This is a genomic window from Bacteroides sp. 1_1_14, assembly GCF_000162515.1.
GTDB classification, from domain to species: Bacteria; Bacteroidota; Bacteroidia; order Bacteroidales; family Bacteroidaceae; genus Bacteroides; species Bacteroides thetaiotaomicron.
Genome location: NZ_GG774703.1, coordinates 17,256 through 33,421 on the forward strand (window position 1 = coordinate 17,256; position 16,166 = coordinate 33,421).

Sequence of the window (16,166 nt, forward strand, 5' to 3'; positions counted from 1 at the left end):
TGCTATAATGAAAAACGGATATGCTAATGAGTAAATAAAAAGAATAGTCATGAAAAAGATCTTTTTTTTAGTGGTCATATTGACCCTGTCTTTGTTATGCCGCGCACAAGAACGCAAATATTCTACGTTTTACTACCAGCGTGCTACATTGTTTGAAGAACTGCCTGTTACTTCCAGTGACATTATTTTTCTGGGAAACAGTATCACAAACGGTGCCGAATGGGCGGAACTGTTCAAGAACAAACATGTCAAAAACCGTGGAATCAGCGGCGACATTTGTATGGGAGTATATGACCGTCTTGATGCTATCCTGAAGGGAAAGCCCGCTAAAATATTTCTTTTGATTGGTATTAATGATGTGAGTAGGGGAACTCCCGCCGATACTATTGTATCCCGTATTGAGATGATTGTCAGGAAGATAAAGGCAGATTCGTCTAAAACAAAGCTATATCTGCAAAGTGTTCTTCCGGTCACCGACCATTATAATATGTTCAAGGGACATACTTCCCGTTGGCAGGTTATCCCTGAAATCAATAAAGGGTTAGTCGGCTTGGCAGAAAAAGAAGGAGCGACCTATATAGATTTGTACTCCCATTTTATAGACAAACAAACCGGAAAGATGAACACTACCTATACAAATGATGGTTTGCATCTTCTGGGGAAAGGTTACTTGAAATGGGTAGAGATTGTGAAACCTTACATTGGGAAGAAATAAATGAAAAAGATTTTACTATTATTCGTCTGTCTGTTCGTTTGTTGGGTGTTGTCTGCCCAGCAACGGATAAAGGTTGCATGTGTAGGAAACAGTATTACCTATGGTACAGGATTATCTGACCGTGCAACACAATCTTATCCTGTGAAGTTGCAAAAGCTGCTGGGAGAACGTTATGAAGTCGAGAACTTCGGGAAACCTGGCGCTACCCTGCTTAATCAGGGACATCGCCCTTATACCCGACAGGAAGAATATCGGAAAGCATTGGATTTTGCAGGAGATATTGTTGTCATTCATTTGGGTATCAATGATACCGACCCTCGCAATTGGCCTAACTACCGTGATTTTTTTGTGAAAGATTATTTGAAGCTGATTGATACATTCCGTGAGGCCAATCCCGCTGTACGGATTATCATTGCACGAATGACTCCGATTGCCGACCGCCATACCCGTTTTTTGTCGGGAACCCGTGATTGGCATGGAGAGATACAAACGGCTATTGAAACGGTGGCACGCTATGCCGGGGTACAGTTAATCGATTTCCACGAACCGCTTTATCCATATCCTTATCTTTTGCCGGACGCTGTTCATCCTGCTGCTGAAGGGGCTGCGATAATGGCGAGAACAGTTTACTCGGCTATCACCGGAGATTATGGAGGCTTGAAATTATCTCCGCTTTATACGGATAATATGATTCTTCAGCGCGATACTCCTTTGAAGGTTCATGGGATAGCCAATGCAGGAGAGCAAGTAACAGTTTGCATAGACCGCCAGCAGTGGATTACAAAGGCTGCACCGGACGGTAAATGGTCCGTGAAATTATCACCGTTGAAAGCGGGAGGACCTTATACGCTAACAATTTCTACCCCTCATAGAATCTTGAAATATACAAATGTCTTGATAGGAGAGGTTTGGTTATGCTCCGGTCAGTCGAATATGGAATTTATGTTACGGCAGACTATTACCGGCAAAAAAGACATTCCTCAAGCTGCCGACGAACAGTTACGTTTGTATGACATGAAAGCGCGCTGGCGCACGGACGCAGTGCAATGGGACGCTTCCGTTCTCGATTCCTTGAATCATCTTCAATATTATAAGGAGACCGAATGGGAAATTTGTACTCCTGCCAATGCTGCCCATTTCTCTGCAATCGCTTATTATTTCGGTCAGATGTTGCGGGATAGCTTGAAGGTTCCGGTGGGGTTGATCTGTAATGCTATCGGCGGTTCACCCACCGAATCATGGATTGACCGGAATACGTTGGAATATCAATTCCCGGCTATATTAAAAGATTGGACGCGTAATGACTTTATACAGGACTGGGTACGTGGAAGAGCTGCATTGAATGTTAAACTCTCGAAGGAGAAGTTTCAGCGCCACCCTTATGAACCTTGTTATTTATACGAGTCCGGTATTCGGCCGTTGGAGCAATATCCCGTCAGAGGTGTGATCTGGTATCAGGGGGAATCAAACGCTCATAATTGCGAAGCTCATGAGAAGCTCTTTAAACTCTTAGTCGGTAGTTGGCGTAAGAACTGGAAGAATGAGGATTTGCCATTCTATTATGTACAGCTTTCCAGTATAGCTCGTCCTTCGTGGCCGTGGTTCCGTGACAGCCAGCGTAGAATGATGGCTGAAATTCCGAATACCGGTATGGCAGTATCAAGTGATTATGGTGATTCGTTGGATGTACATCCTAGAAATAAAAAACCGGTTGGAGAACGCCTAGGCCGCTGGGCATTGAATAAAACTTATGGATATACGTCCCTTGTTCCTAGTGGCCCTTTATTCCGCAAAGCCGAATTTCGTGATTGGGAGGTTTTAATCACTTTTGACTATGGAGAGGGCATGAGGAGTTCGGATAATGATCCTATACGCGCTTTTGAGGTGGCAGAGGTTGAAGGACTGTATTATCCTGCTACAGCTGAGGTGTTGGAAGACGGGCTGATGAGAGTTTTCTGTGAATTTGTGAAAAGTCCACGCTATGTACGGTATGGCTGGCGTCCGTATAGTAATGGGAATCTTGTAAACAGGGAAAATTTGCCGGCATCCACCTTTCGGGTTGGTATCCCGTAACAAAAGGGGACTTTCGATAAAGCTGTTTGTGAGGAACACATACTGCGTGTGATGTAGATTTATTTTTTTATTTACAAATATAAGATATGATGGAAAAGATTACAGGGCTTATAAACGCCCCTTTCACCCCGTTTTATGAAAATGGTGATGTCAATTATGAACCGCTTGGAACGTATGCTGAATTTTTGGTAAAGAATGGCCTGAAGGGAGTGTTTGTTAACGGTTCTTCCGGTGAAGGCTATATGTTGACGGATGAGGAACGCATGAAATTGGCTGAACGCTGGTTGGAAGTTTCTCCCGCGGATTTTAAGGTCATGGTTCATGTGGGTAGTACCTGCGCCCGTTCCAGTCGACGCCTGGCTGCACATGCGCAGTCTGTCGGTGCCTATGCCATTGGTGCGATGGCTCCTCCCTTTCCTAGAATCGGCCGTGTGGAGGAACTGGTCGCATATTGCCAGGAGATAGCCTGCGGGGCTCCCCGACTTCCCTTTTATTTCTATCATATTCCTGCTTTCAATGGGGTTTATCTTTCCATGACGGAGTTTTTGGAAGCTGTGGACGGACGTATTTCCAACTTTGCTGGTATAAAATATACATACGAGAACCTGTATGAATACAACCAATGCCGTTTGTATAAGGACGGAAAGTTTGATATGCTTCATGGGCAGGATGAAACGCTTTTACCGTGTTTGGCTATGGGAGGAGCCCGCGGTGGTATCGGTGGTACGACAAATTATAATGGGCGTACCCTCGTTGGGATTTTGGACGCTTGGAAATCTGGTGACCTTGAATGCGCCAGGGATTTACAGAATTTTGCTCAGCAGGTAATCAATGTGATTTGTCATTACCGGGGTAATATCGTGGCTGGAAAAAGAATCATGAAGCTGCTCGGTTTGGATCTGGGTAAAAATCGCATTCCTTTTAGAAATATGACGGAAGAGGAGGAATCGACTATGAGAGCGGAACTGGAGGAGATTCACTTTTTTGACCGTTGCAATAAATTCTAAAGAAAAAGATAAATAACCAATCATTAAAAACAATGTAAAGATGAATGTTACGGAATATTTGACTTGTTGGGCGGCTTCCTATAAGAATGATCTTATAAACAATATTATGCCTTTCTGGATGAAATATGGCCTTGATCAGGTAAACGGAGGTGTGTATACATGTGTAAACCGGGATGGCAGCTTGATGGATACGACCAAATCCGTCTGGTTTCAGGGGCGTTTCGGTTTCATTGCCGCTTTTGCCTATAATCATATGGATAAAAATTCTGAATGGCTGTCGGCTTCAAAAAGTTGTATCGACTTTATTGAACGGCACTGCTTCGATACGGACGGCCGTATGTATTTTGAAGTGACGGGAGATGGTCGGCCCCTGCGCAAACGCAGATATGTCTTCTCCGAATGTTTTGCTGCCATTGCCATGTCGGAGTATGCGTTGGCTTCGGGCGATAGGGTGTATGCTGAAAAAGCTCTTGAGCTTTTCAGCCGGGTGCTTCGTTTCATTACGACCCCAGGAATATTGTCTCCGAAATATTGTGATACCCTTTCCTTGCGGGGGCATTCCATTACGATGATTCTGATCAATACAGCTTCCCGTATACGTGAGGCTATTGACAATCCCATATTAACAGCCAGAATCGATGATTCGCTTTCCGATTTGAAGACTTTTTTTTATGCATCCTGAGTTTAATGCCCTGCTTGAGACTGTGGGGGGAAACGGTGAGTTTATAGATACCATTAACGGACGTATCATCAATCCCGGGCATTGTATTGAAACGGCATGGTTCATACTTGAAGAATCCAGATACCGTGGCTGGGACAAGGAGATGCTTGAAACAGCCCTGACCATTCTGGACTGGTCTTGGGAGTGGGGCTGGGATAAGGATTTCGGCGGTATCATCAATTTTCGTGATTGTAGGAATCTCCCCGTACAGGACTATTCACAGGATATGAAATTTTGGTGGCCTCAAACGGAAGCAATCATTGCCACTTTGTATGCCTATGAAGCTACAGGAGATGAAAAATACTTGAAAATGCATAATCAGGTTAGTGATTGGACATATGCACATTTCCCAGACGGGGAATACGGAGAATGGTACGGGTATCTGCATCGCGACGGCAGTGTGGCCCAGCCCGCCAAGGGGAATATCTTCAAAGGACCTTTTCATATTCCCAGGATGATGATTAAGGGACATGTTCTGTGTAATGAGATCTTATCTGGTCTGTCCGGTACGGAAAATATAAAATTGTAATTGGACATAATGAAAAACAACAGAATATATCCCTGGATATTGGTTGGTTTACTTTGGGGAGTGGCTCTTCTCAATTATATGGACCGCCAGATGCTTTCCACCATGAAAGAAGCCATGCAAGTGGATATCTCGGCGCTTGAGTCTGCGGAGAACTTTGGTCGTCTGATGGCGGTCTTTCTTTGGATTTACGGATTCATGAGTCCTGTTGCGGGCATGATCGCTGATCGTCTTAACCGCAAATGGTTGATTGTAGGCAGTTTGTTTGTCTGGTCAGCAGTTACTTATGGAATGGGATACGCTGAAACGTTCACACAGCTTTATTGGTTGCGTGCTGTAATGGGGATCAGTGAGGCTTTGTATATACCGGCCGGCCTTTCCCTAATAGCGGATTGGCATCAGGGAAAGTCACGTTCGCTGGCCGTGGGTATTCATATGACGGGCCTTTATATCGGTCAGGCTATCGGAGGTTTCGGAGCCACCGTGTCTGCCGCCTATTCCTGGCATGCCACTTTTCATGGGTTCGGAATTATTGGGATCATATACGCACTCGTTCTGATCCTTTTTCTTCGTGAGAACAAGGGGACAGGCACGGCAGAGCAGGTGTGTCGCAAAGGGGTGAAAACATCTTCCCCGTCTATCTTCAAAGGAATGTCGCTGTTATTCAGCAATATTGCCTTTTGGGTGATTCTTTTCTATTTTGCGGTGCCCTCCCTGCCTGGATGGGCTACTAAAAATTGGCTTCCGACCCTGTTCTCTGACAGTTTGGATATGCCTATGGCCGAAGCCGGTCCGTTGTCCACGATCACAATAGCGCTCTCCTCTTTTCTCGGAGTAATTGCCGGGGGGATATTGTCTGACCGATGGGTCCTAAAAAATATCCGTGGTCGTGTGTATACAGGGGCTATTGGATTGGGGTTGACGATCCCTGCCTTGTTATTGTTGGGCTTCTCTCATAGTGTTTTCGGTGTGGTTGGGGCGAGTCTGCTGTTCGGTTTGGGATTCGGTATCTTCGATGCAAACAATATGCCTATTCTTTGCCAGTTTGTTCCTCCGGGATATCGTGCTACCGCCTATGGCATTATGAATATGACAGGTGTCTTTGCCGGAGCGGCTGTGACTCATTTATTGGGGCGGTGGACTGATCAAGGAAATCTTGGGGGGGGATTTGCCATGCTTGCTGCTGGGGTTTTATGTGCTGTTGTCATACAGCTTTATTTCTTGAGGCCTAAAACAGATAACATGGAGTAATTCGAATGAAACTAACAAGAAAATGGTATGAATAGAGAAATAGATCTTTCCTTTGCCTGCTATGGATATGTAAAGGAGCTTGTATATGATTTGGCGATTTTACCTTGGGGGGCTATTGAACCTCATAATTTGCATCTTCCCTATTTGACTGACTGTATATTGTCCCACGATATTGCAGTGGATGCGGCGTTGAAAGCATGGGAACGGTATGGAGTACGTTGTATGGTAATGCCCTTTGTGTCGATGGGTTCCCAGAATCCCGGACAACGTGAATTGCCTTTTTGCGTACATAGCCGTTATGAGACCCAAAAGGCTATTCTGACAGATGTCGTCTCTTCACTTTATACTCAAGGGATGCGGAGACTGGTGATTGTTAACGGACACGGTGGGAATTCTTTTAAGAATATGATCCGGGACCTGTCAGTTGATTATCCGGATTTTCTAATTGCTTCTAGCGAATGGTTCAGGGTACTTCCAGTGCAAGATTATTTTGAATGTCCAGGCGATCATGCTGATGAAGTGGAGACGTCTGTTATGTTGCATTATCATTCTGAAATGGTTGATATGGAATTGGCGGGAAATGGTAAATATACTCCATTTGCCATAAATAGTCTGCGTACTAACGTGGCATGGGTTCCTCGGAATTGGCAGAAAGTTTCAACCGATACGGGTATAGGAAACCCCCAATCGGCAACGGCGAATAAAGGTAAACGCTTTGCGGAAGCTATCTCTGAACGGTATGCACAATTGTTTAAAGAATTAGTTAGGGATGAACTTTATCAATCCATTTAAAAAAATGTGGAATTCACAGAAATATTCAATTATTTATATGATTGTAGGTTTAGGTTTGTCAACTTGTATTCCACCGGGGGACACCTTTTCTCGGGATGTGCGCATTGAACTTATGAGTGGTTTTCCCGATGGGGAATCGGGATATGATTTGGGAGTATCTGGTTGCTATGCCGGAAAGTTAGGTGATTTTTTGATAATGGCTGGCGGGTGTAATTTCCCGGATAAGCCGCTCTCGGAAGGGGGGGGCAAGCGTTATTACAAGGGAATTTATGTTGCTCGGGTGAACGATTCTTCCGTATTGCATTGGGTGAAGGTTGGAAATCTGCCGGTGGAGGCAGCTTATGGAGCTACGGTATCCTTGCCGGATAGGCTCATTTTCATTGGGGGAAGCAATTCTTCCGGTCGGCTTTCTTCCGTACTTTCATTTTCGTTTGATTGCATGAAAGAATTAGGTGTGGCATGTGAAATTTTGCCTTCTCTTCCTTGTACGTTTGATAACATGTCGGCAACGCTATTAGGTGATACATTGTACGTATTGGGTGGATACAGGAACGGAATTCCTTCTTGTTCCATGTTCTCTTTCTGTTTGAGCAATTATTCTGGAGGATGGACAGAGGTCTTTTTTCCTGGGAAGCCACGTGTGCAGCCTGTGTGTGCCTCGCTGTTTGGTAATTTGTATATTTGGGGGGGCTTTATCCCTGGCAAGGAGTCATCGGTTTTAACAGATGGATTATGTTACCAGCCGGCATCTGGACAATGGCAGGTGCTTAGAGCACCTCTTACAACAGAAGGTCAGCCTCTAACATTGACGGGTGGAGCGTCAGTATCTTATGGAGATACTTTGGTCATATGCGCAGGTGGTGTTAACCGGGATATTTTTGAAGATGCCATCAGTGGTCGTTATAAAAAAGTTTGTGAATCCGAATATCTCCTACAACCTGTGGAATGGTATCATTTTAATGATCAGCTGTTGGCGTATGACGTACGGTTGGGTGAATGGATACGGATTGGTACACCATCTCCGATGCTGGCTCGGGCAGGTGCCTCGTTGGTCTTATTTGGGGAAGCTTTGTTTTATATTGGGGGAGAACTTAAACCTGGAGTACGTACTTCCGATATCTGCCGTATATCTTTTCAAGAATAGTTGTAGAGATGAAAATAGGAAGGAAATAACAGTTCTATTTTGATAGCTATTTTTGATGATTTTTTATGTTTTGGATGTTAGGTGAGTTTTTTTAAATGATTTCTGACTACTTTTAATCTTATGCGCATTTTATTTGCGATTATAAATTAACCTTTAGATTTAATTAATATGTTATCATTTATTCTGTTGTTTAGACCTCCATGAATTGCGAGCTTTGGAGATTTGAATATTTATTTTTAATAATTATGAATGGTTTTTACAATGAAAAACATTAAAAAGAATTTTATTTTATTTGTTTTCCTTTTGTGTTCTATTACTGCTGTAGCACAGAAGAAAAATATTACAGGCATAATAACGGATGCTGCAGGTGAGGCGGTTATTGGTGCCAGTATTGTGGAGGTCGGAACTACAAATGGTACTGTTTCTGACATTGATGGTAATTTTACACTCTCGGTTTCTGATAATGCCAGTATACAGGTTTCATTCATAGGTTTTTCTTCCCAGATTTTGAGTGTGAAAGGAAAAACAAGTTTTAGGATTGTATTGAAAGAGGACAGTGAGCTTTTACAGGAAGTTGTTGTTACGGGATATGGTGGTAAGGTATCACGGGCCAAACTGACGAATTCCATATCGACCGTCAACCCCCAAATTTTGGATAAGGGTATATATACAAACCCATCTCAAGCATTGTCGGGTTCCGTTCCCGGTTTGAAAGTTTCTCTCACTTCAGGAAACCCTACCTCATCCCCTAAAATTATATTACGTGGTGGAACGGAATTCGACGGTTCAGGGAGTCCTCTGGTGATAGTTGACGGACAGCTTCGTGATAATTTTGATGATATCAATCCTCAGGATATTGCATCTATGGATGTTCTGAAGGATGCCGGTGCCACGGCCATATACGGTGCCCGTGCGAGTAATGGTGTGATTTTAATTACAACAAAGTCAGGTAAGGCGGGACATCGGGAAATTAATTTCAGAGCAAATATAGGTCTCGGTTATGTTAATAATCCCTATGATTTTTTAGGTGCGGAAGACTATATTACAGTCCTTCGTACAGCCTATAAAAATACCCCGTGGGCAGCTACGGCAAATCTTACAGGTTCTACCGCCTTTGGCACGGGGAATAAGCTCGGTGCGAATATGGTGTGGAATATTATGGGGAAAACGGATGAAAATGCCTATCTTTTGAATATGGGCTGGCGAGAAATGCAGGATCCTTTGGACCCTTCTAAAACAATCATTTATAAAGAGACAAAACCGGAGGAGTATAATCTTCGTAATCCGGTAGTGACACAGGATTATACGGTTAGTATGTCGGGGGGGAATGATAAAGGAACTTATTATGCAAGTTTGGGTTATAACGACTCCCCCGGAGCCCCTATCACTACCGAATATAAACGTTATAATTTCACATTCAACGGTTCGTACAAGATTACGGACTGGTTGAAAACGATTTCTAATGCAACTTTCAGCCGTGCTAATTATGTATGGCTAAATAACGCTTGGGGGACGGAAAGTGATTATTTTGGTCGGGTGATGAGTACTCCTCCTACTGTTCGTTTTGAAGACGAGGACGGTAATCCTACATTGGGTCCTAGTCCCGGGGACGGTAACCAGACTTATGTTGCAAAAAGTTACGATCAGGATAATGAACGCACAAAATTAACCTTTGTGCAGTCAGTGGAAGCTAATTTATTCAAGGGATTGGTCTTGAGGGCTTCTGCCAGTTGGTATTATTTTCATACTGTACAAGAAAATATGCGCAAGGATTATGAGACGGTTCCGGGGACATGGAATCGGACCCGTTCAACTAGTGCGAGCTATTCCCGGCAGTTCTCTCAGACCTATAATGCCGTTTTGGACTATACAACAACATTTGCCGCTTCACATAATTTGAATGTTATGCTTGGTAGTGAGTTTTATGATCAGTATAATAACGGTTTCTCTGCATCCGGTTCTGGTGCTGCTACCGATGATTTTAAAAAATTAGCTTTGACCGATGCGGGTGAGGGGAAACGTTCTATAGATTCGAGTCATAGCCGTTACCGTATCCTGTCTTATTTTGGTCGTTTGAACTACGACTATGAGGGTAAATATTTGTTCTCCGGGGTATTTCGTTATGACGGTTATTCTTCTTTGCTGGGTAAGAATCGGTGGGGATTTTTTCCGGGGGTTTCCGGTGGCTGGATTTTTACGAAAGAGGATTTTGTCAAGGAATCACTTCCTTTCCTCTATTATGGAAAGCTGAGGGCTAGTTACGGTTTGAACGGTAATGCCAGCGGAATCGGTCCATATACTCTTCAAGGTTCGTATAATACTAACAAATACCATGGCAACAATGGTTTTCTGATAGGTACTCTACCTAATCCTTCTTTGCGTTGGGAAAAGACGGCCAGTTTTGATATCGGCTTGAATGTGGGGCTGTTGGATGGACGTTTGAATCTGGATATCGATTACTACAATCGTCTGACATCAGATAAGTATGCAGACTTCACTCTGCCTTCGACCACGGGATTCTCTTCTGTTAAGAACAACAATGGGAAATTGCGTAATAGCGGATTTGAAATGCAAGTTTCCGGTAAGGTTTTGGAAACCAAGGATTTTACTTGGGATGCTTCCCTTAATATAACTTACAATAAGAACAAGATTATATCTCTTCCATACAACAAGCTACCTCGGAACAGGCAGGGAGGACAAGAAGTGTACACGGGACGTAAAGTTCTGAATGAAAAGGGTATATTGGAAGACGAGAAGGTATATGTCGGAGGTTTTCAGGAAGGAAAGGAATACGGTGTGCTTGTAGGCTATCAGGCTGAAGGTATTTACCAAAGCGTGGATGACATTCCCGGAAATTTGGTTGTGACCTCGGGCAATTATCAGGGTAAATCTCAATATGGTCCTGATGCTTGGAATAAACTTTCTGATAATGAGCGGGCAAAAGGCATAGAGTTAAAACCTGGAGATGTGAAATGGAAGGATGTGAATGGAGATGGCATGATTGACCAGTATGATCAGGTGGTAATAGGAAACACCACTCCTCGCTGGTTTGGTGGTTTTAATACCACAATGTCTTGGAAGGGACTTAGTTTGTATGCTCGTTTTGACTTTGCGCTTGATTATTGGGTTTATGATGATAAGACTCCCTGGTTTTTAGGATGTATGCAGGGGGCTTACAATACGACAAAGGATGTTTTTAATACATGGAGCGAAAGCAATCCAAACGCAAAATATCCCCGTTACGTATTTGCTGATCAATTGGGGGCTGCCAATTACTATCGTACCTCAACTCTGTTTGCCTCTAAGGGTAACTATTTAGGGATTAGAGAATTGTCTTTGTCATATACTCTTCCTCAAGAATTGTCTAAAAAACTGTATATGCAGAAACTGCAATTCTCAATAACGGGACAGAATTTGGGCTATTTAACTTCTGCCAGGACGGTAAGCCCGGAGATTTCGTCAGGATATCCCTTGCCACGTACCGTTATATTTGGCGTTAATGTTACATTTTAATAATTCGAAGTGAGATGAGAAATTTAAAATTTATACATATTATGGTGTTGAATATAGCTGCTATAGTGGCTGCATCATGCGGGGATATGCTGGATCTCGCCCCGATAGATAATTATGGAAGTACCAGTTATTGGAAAACAGAAGCCCAAGTCAGCGCATATATTGACGGTCTTCATAAACAATTACGGGATAAGGCAGGGCAACATGTCATTACTTTTGGAGAATTAAGGGGCGGGCATTACAAAGATGGCGCCAGTGCAGACGGTTTAGCAATATCGAGTGGTGAAATCCGTTTGCAGAATTTGTCTAAGGAGACTCCCGGAGTTAGTAAGTTTGGAGATATTTATGGCTGTATAACCAATATCAATCTTTTTATAGCTCGTGTAACTGATGCTAATTTCATTCCGGAAGCTAAAAAGAATTATTATCTTGGACAGGCGTATGGTCTTCGTGCCTTTTATTATTTTGATCTTTATAGAGTCTATGGTGGGGTGCCAATCCGCCTGGGTGTAGAGGTTATTGATGGAGTGCTTGATCCTGTCAAACTATACTTGCAACGGTCACAACCAAGTGAAGTTATGTCACAGATAAAAAAAGATTTGGAAACTTCCTTGCAATATTTTGGAGAACAATCAGGATTCAATCCATATGGACACGGTAATAAGGTATACTGGTCAAAGGCGGCTACGGAATGTCTGGCCGGTGAGGTTTATTTGTGGAATTCCAAAGTAACCATTGGTGATAATAAGGCCGATGAATCGGATTTGTCAAAGGCCAAGCAGTTCTTAAAAAATGTGGAGAGCAATTATGGACTTCAATTGCAACAAGATTTTAAGCGTATATTCAGCACTGATAACGAAGGTAATAGTGAGGTGATAATGGCCGTTTCCTATATGGAAGGTGAAGTAGAAAACTCACTTCCTCGCGGATATACTTATTCTCTTGTTTCCGGAACAACCAATAAGGATAGTTACAGAGCGGACGGAACACCTTGGAATGATGCATTAGATGTACAGAATAACGGGCAGCAGTATTATGAGTATAAGTATGCTCTGTATGAGAAGTTTGAGGAGAATGATACTCGGCGTGACGCCACATTTATGCCTTCATACCGGAAAAAGGAAAGTGGAGAATTATACATATATGGTACCCATGTATGTAAGAATTTGGGTTCTCTCAATGCTCAGGGGAACAGAGTTTATGATGGTGATTTTATTCTTTATCGTTTATCCTGGGTATATCTGGCATTAGCCGAGATTGCTAATATGGAGAGTGATAATGTAAATGTTGAGAGATATATAAATTTAGTCAGAAATAGGGCGTATAAGTCTGAGGCAGGTTCACATATATATAAGGCATCTGATTTTCTAACTAATGAATTAGCTATTTTACATGAAAAGGATAAGGAGTTTGTACAGGAAGGACAACGTTGGTGGGATTTGTGCCGCATGAAGAATGCAAAGGACGGTATTCCATTAGTGTTCTGTATAGAAGGTGATATTGAAAACAAAGCTGCTATTCTTGATCAGGAGACTGAGGCATATAAAGTTTTATGGCCGTTGGATCAGAATATACTTGATAATGATTCGGCATTGAAACAGACCCCCGGTTACGAAAAGCAAGAAGAGTAAATGAGGGTATCCGGTTGGAGGGGAAGGTATGTCTTGTTCCAACCGGATGTACTTTTCCGTGTATTTAATTATATAAATAGAGATTGTATGAAAATGAAGTATTTTACTTTACTGTTTTTTTGCAGTTTATTTGTCGGATGTTCAGATGAAACCTCTACCTCTTCTGTTAACAATCAAAACCAACAGGCAAGGGATACCATTGATAATGGGGATGATAATTCGTGGGTTTTAATTTTTGCAGATGAATTTAATATCGATGGGGCCGTTGACTCCAAGAAGTGGAATTATACTCCCAGGGGAGATGTTGCTCATGCCTATTATTATAAGCCGAATGATACATCCGTTGTTTGGTGTGAAGATGGCTTGTTGAATCTCAAGTTTATGAAAGATGAAACAGATCCCCGCGGATATAAATCTGGAAGTATACGCACTGATGGGGGGAAATTTGATTTTACTTATGGTAAGGTAGAGGTCAAGGCCAAGTTTTCATCAGGGGACGGTTCATGGCCGGCTATATGGATGATGCCCGCCAGCTCAAAATATGGGGGATGGCCTGCAAGTGGCGAAATAGATATAATGGAGCATATAAAAGATTTAGATGTTGCTGTACAAACGGTACATACTACTGGTACGGAGCAAAAGACATATCCTTTTGGTCATTCAGGGTCCAAATTCAAGCAGGGTGAATGGAATATATGGGGAATAGAATGGAACAATAAGAAAATTGATTTTATGGTAAATGGAGAAGTTTGCGCAACCTATTATAACAAAGGTTTGGGCGCAGTACAATGGCCCTTTGATATTCCTTTCTTCTTGATATTGAATGTTGCAGGTGGAAAGGGGATGGCTGGTCCTATAAATGAGAAACATTTGCCTTTTACCATGCAAGTTGATTATGTGCGAGTATATCAGTGGAAGTAGATTTTGTAAAACACACTGGTAGGTATTGAAAAGATATGCTCTATGATGTGATATGACAGGTAATTTATGCTTTTTATTTTGTGACGTAAAAGTTTGTTTTAGAGGTGATACTCTATTGAAAGGTTCGTCTGCATTTTTGTCTCGACAAATCTTCTTCAATATTTTTAGGGAGGGGTGGTTAGCAATATTTATCTATCCTCTCGTAATACCTTCTTATCCTTCAAAGAGAGAGTTTAACGAAATAAATCTATTTTCATGAATACCAAAAAAATATCTATATTTTTATGCTCAGGTATATTCTTGATTTTCTCACTCTCTTGTAGAGACGACAGATATGTTGTGAAATCATATAATGCCGGCATTAATATTATTCCCACGCCTCGCTTTTTAGAAATACGTGAGGGAAGTTTCAAGTTGTATGATGGTGTTTCTATAGGAACTACTACTCCCGAAGCGAAAAAGATAGCAACGTGTTTTGCCTCTAAAATATCTCAGGCAACCGGGTATGATGTAAAGGTGGATGACAAAGGAGAGATTACTCTGCTCTTGGATTCCAGTGCAACGTTCCCTCCGGAAGGCTATACATTGAATGTGGAATCATCTCGTGTACGGATTACGGCATCTTCTCATCAAGGATTATTTTATGGGATGCAGAGTTTTCTGCAGTTGCTTCCGGCAGAAATAGAAAGTGCAGGAATTGTGGAGAATATTGGTTGGAAGGCTCCTGCTGTCAATATTATTGACTCGCCACGTTTCGCATACCGCGGAATACATATGGATCCTTGCCGTCATTTTATGACGGTGGAAGAGGTGAAGAAGCAGATAGATGTTTTATCCATGTTCAAAATAAATACAATTCATTGGCATCTGACAGATGACCAGGGATGGCGTATTGAAATAAAAAAATATCCAAGATTGGCAGAGGTTGGTGGCAGACGTATTGAGGGTGAAGGAGTTGAATACGGACCCTTTTATTACACACAGGAAGAGATTAAGGATATTGTGTCATATGCGGCCGAACATTTCATTACTATTATTCCGGAATTAGAAATCCCGGGACATGAACTTGCCGCCATATCTGCCTATCCCGAACTGTCCTGCAAAGGGGATTCCGTTACTCCTCGGAATATTTGGGGAGTGGAGGATATTGTAATGTGCCCAGGTAAGGAAAGCGTTTTTACATTTCTGGAAAATGTCATTGATGAGATGGTTGCTCTTTTCCCGGGTACTTATTTTCATATTGGTGGTGATGAATGCCCCAAAGAGAGTTGGAAGTCATGTTCCCTTTGCCAGAAGCGTATTCTAGAGGAGGGAATAAAGCCTGATAAGAAACATACTTCAGAGCAGTTATTGCATACTTATGTTGTGAAGCGTATAGGGAAATATTTAGCCCGCTATAACAAGAAAATAATCGGTTGGGATGAGATTCTGGAAGGCAAGCCTGACTCTACGGCCACCATTATGTCATGGCGGGGTGATGCAGGTGGTATATCTGCTGCTTTATCGGGGCATGATGTTATAATGTCCCCCGGTCCGAACGGACTCTATCTGGATTATTATCAGGGGGACAGCAAGGTTGAACCTGTAGCTATCGGCGGTTGTTCGACTTTGGAAAAAGTATATAATTACAATCCCGTACCTGACACATTAGTTCTTATCGGGAAGGAACATCATATAATAGGGGTTCAGGCCAATAATTGGAGTGAATATTTTTATAATAACAATATACTTGAATATCACATGTATCCCCGCTCCTTGGCATTGGCTGAGATTGCCTGGAGCGATATTGAGCGCAAGAATTACATGGATTTTGAGCGACGTATCGAGAATGCGTGTGTCCGTTTGGACGGACATGACATTAATTACCACATT

At 42.5% G+C, this 16,166-nt stretch carries 10 protein-coding genes and 1 pseudogene; all 11 read left to right on the plus strand.

Annotation, left to right across the window (positions count from 1 at the left end; translation table 11 throughout):
- Positions 1-49 precede the first annotated feature (49 nt).
- On the plus strand, positions 50-715 hold the full coding sequence (locus HMPREF9007_RS20755; RefSeq protein ID WP_008760179.1) for an SGNH/GDSL hydrolase family protein: 666 nt from the start codon (positions 50-52) through the stop codon (positions 713-715).
- The gene (locus tag HMPREF9007_RS20750) at positions 716-2,788 is read left to right on the plus strand and encodes a GDSL-type esterase/lipase family protein (protein WP_008760180.1); all 2,073 of its coding nucleotides are present in this window, start codon (positions 716-718) and stop codon (positions 2,786-2,788) included. It abuts the gene before it with no gap.
- An 89-nt stretch (positions 2,789-2,877) separates the two neighbouring features.
- Positions 2,878-3,795 carry a dihydrodipicolinate synthase family protein gene (locus tag HMPREF9007_RS20745; RefSeq protein WP_008760181.1) on the plus strand — a complete coding sequence of 306 codons (918 nt, stop codon included), beginning with the start codon at positions 2,878-2,880 and terminating at the stop codon, positions 3,793-3,795.
- A 40-nt stretch (positions 3,796-3,835) separates the two neighbouring features.
- Positions 3,836-5,045 (plus strand): annotated as a pseudogene (locus tag HMPREF9007_RS27000) (AGE family epimerase/isomerase).
- A gap of 9 nt (positions 5,046-5,054) precedes the next feature.
- A complete protein-coding gene (locus tag HMPREF9007_RS20735) occupies positions 5,055-6,293 on the plus strand; it encodes an MFS transporter (RefSeq protein WP_008760182.1) in 1,239 nt (412 codons plus the stop codon).
- A gap of 27 nt (positions 6,294-6,320) precedes the next feature.
- Positions 6,321-7,085 carry a creatininase family protein gene (locus tag HMPREF9007_RS20730; RefSeq protein WP_008760183.1) on the plus strand — a complete coding sequence of 255 codons (765 nt, stop codon included), beginning with the start codon at positions 6,321-6,323 and terminating at the stop codon, positions 7,083-7,085.
- Positions 7,063-8,229, plus strand: a complete 1,167-nt coding sequence (locus HMPREF9007_RS20725) for a cyclically-permuted mutarotase family protein (protein WP_008760184.1) — start codon at positions 7,063-7,065, stop codon at positions 8,227-8,229. Before HMPREF9007_RS20730 ends, HMPREF9007_RS20725 begins: the two co-directional genes overlap by 23 nt.
- A 270-nt stretch (positions 8,230-8,499) precedes the next feature.
- Positions 8,500-11,742, plus strand: coding sequence for a TonB-dependent receptor (locus HMPREF9007_RS20720; RefSeq protein ID WP_032850201.1), 3,243 nt, complete (start codon positions 8,500-8,502; stop codon positions 11,740-11,742).
- Positions 11,743-11,756: 14 nt separating this feature from the next.
- Positions 11,757-13,373 (plus strand): RagB/SusD family nutrient uptake outer membrane protein, encoded by a 1,617-nt coding sequence (locus tag HMPREF9007_RS20715; RefSeq protein WP_008760186.1) that lies wholly within the window; start codon positions 11,757-11,759, stop codon positions 13,371-13,373.
- An 87-nt stretch (positions 13,374-13,460) separates the two neighbouring features.
- Complete coding sequence (locus HMPREF9007_RS20710; protein ID WP_008760187.1) at positions 13,461-14,294, plus strand: glycoside hydrolase family 16 protein; 834 nt, start codon at positions 13,461-13,463, stop codon at positions 14,292-14,294.
- 255 nt (positions 14,295-14,549) lie between these two features.
- The coding region (locus HMPREF9007_RS20705; RefSeq protein WP_008760188.1) for a beta-N-acetylhexosaminidase at positions 14,550-16,166 on the plus strand (1,617 nt) is incomplete at its 3' end.